The following is a 2,105-nucleotide window of genomic DNA, read 5'->3' as shown; positions in this document are numbered from 1 at the left end:
AATAACCCCAACCCATAAAACCAGCACCACCCACTCTGCCATCACAGACCAAGCAGGACTTAGCCACATCAATACAGAAAACTTCAACCAACCAGAAGTTCAAGATGAGCTAAATCAAATCATTGCTAATGACTTTGATAAAGAGCAAGCATTAAAAGAGTTAAATGCCCAAACAGTGATTACCACAGAGTTTGGGAGAGAGGCTCCAAAGGTAGTGGCGGACTTTGCAGACAATCAAGCCTTTAAACTCATTCAAAAACTTGATGAACTTAATGATGAAAACATTGACATCACATCTGATGAGTATCAAAATACCATCAAAGAGATTGATAAATGGGGCGAAGGTGGTATTTACCGTATTGCATTACACACCGCAACCGCAGCCCTAGCCACAGGTACGATAGAAGGTACTGTATCAGCAGGTACAACTGCCTATACCATTCCAAAGATAGACGAATACTTAACAAAACAAGGCTTTGATGAAAATACAAGACAGACCGCCTTACTTACCTTATCAGCAACACTAGGAGCAACCATAGGCGACAGCACAGCAAGCACCATCAATAATGTGGGGCAGGTGCAGTGGAATTATTTGTACCATGAATCTGCATTAAGAAGTGGCAAATTAACTCCTGCACAATTGGAACATGTTCTAGCTCTCAAAAGAGCTGGTGCTGTTTCTTATGAAACACTAGAAAAAAAATATAATGCTTGTAAAGATGATGCTTGTAGAGATGCGGTTAAAAACGAGTGGCATCGAGAATCAGAACGCACCAAGAATATACAACTCCAATTAGTTGAACGGGGTATACTTACTTGGGAGGATTTTGATAGTTTTGCTAATGATGGCTATATCGGTGTAAATTCACCACATTTAGAAACCATTCAAAATAAACGTCATACTTTGGCTGCAATGGAACTATCAAGCTGGTCATCAACTCAAACGCCACCAGCACGAATAGAGGCTCTTCGAAGAGATGGTGGAGTAACACCTGGAAGCACTGAAGATTTGCTAATGCAAGTTGGTGCCGGTACGGTTGGTGCTATGGCTGTGGGTAGCGGGAGAAAAAGCGTCAATCCTAGCAGGTCTAATAGCCAGAACCAAAGAGATTTAGACCCTGTTTTAAAAAACGGTTATATTTTTAAACATGGGGTGGATATCGATCTAAGAAATACAGGCAAAACTCAAAAAGATGCTTTGGATTTGGCATTCCAAAAAACCGGGGTTAGTCGTTCTGAGTTCTCTGTTACTAAATGGGCAAAAGATAAGAATGGTAAAAGTTTTCCAGTGGAATATCGGGTTTTGTCTGGAAAAAACAGAGGTGCGGAGGTCAATATAGACATGGGGCATACTAAACCAGGAACGCCAGGCTCTCCACATATTGGATGGCAAACCCCAGGAAAAAACAACATAGTTGGTCACATTTTTGTGGACAAAGTTGATGTGTATAGAGTGAGGTAATTTATGAGTAATAAACCTTATTTTGTTGAAGATTTTTTTGAGGTACTGTTGGAAAAAAACATATCTCAATATTCAATACTATCATCTAGTGATAGAAAAACTTTTTTTGAGCTGGTATTGAATAAATTTTTTAAAAGAAAGAATTTTTCAGATGACTTGTGGGAATGTGTAATTGATGATCATACAGGCATACATCTACCCTATATTGCTGAAAACAGATCATTTTTCTTAGAAAGACTTTCCTTTAGTCAATCAGTTTATTTTTTCTTTGAACCTTTGGAATATGATGAAGTACTACACTTTTCTAATTTAAATGATTTAGTGGCTATTTTATCTAATTGCTATAACTTTAATTTTTATATTATTACTGATGATTTATCAAGATGTGTGATCTGGGAAAGGTATGAAGTCTTAATCGGTCTTGGCCAATGTCAAAAGCAAATTGAAATAATAGGGAGGGAGTGGCAGGCTTTTTGTGGGGCAAATAGCCCGTAAGCTGGATAGCGACAGCACAACCTAAGCATTACAGTGTAACTCATAGAATTTGTTTGATTTTGATTTGCTAAACCCTTAAAGGCTACAACCCTACCCCCAACCCCAAAAACCCCAAACCCATGACTCACACCAACCACCCATCTTACCC

2 protein-coding genes are annotated in these 2,105 nt (G+C 38.7%); both read left to right on the top strand.

The genetic code is table 11. From position 1 onward, the window contains the following. The coding region (locus tag M2R47_RS09305) for a polymorphic toxin type 47 domain-containing protein (RefSeq protein WP_249102512.1) at positions 1-1,462 on the top strand (1,462 nt) is incomplete at its 5' end. Positions 1,463-1,465: 3 nt separating this feature from the next. Beyond that, complete coding sequence (locus M2R47_RS09300) at positions 1,466-1,957, top strand: hypothetical protein (RefSeq protein WP_046699883.1); 492 nt, start codon at positions 1,466-1,468, stop codon at positions 1,955-1,957. The last annotated feature ends 148 nt before the right edge of the window (positions 1,958-2,105 follow it).

This window comes from Moraxella oculi (genome assembly GCF_023336735.1).
Lineage (GTDB): Bacteria > Pseudomonadota > Gammaproteobacteria > Pseudomonadales > Moraxellaceae > Moraxella > Moraxella oculi.
Note: the sequence above shows the minus strand (reverse complement) of the source record. Positions and strands in the feature narration are given on the sequence as shown.

Bases quoted from the DNA above. Each gene is read 5' to 3' on its own strand.
- M2R47_RS09300 (WP_046699883.1), top strand. From the start codon at position 1,466: ATGAGTAATAAACCTTATTTTGTTGAAGATTTTTTTGAGGTACTGTTG.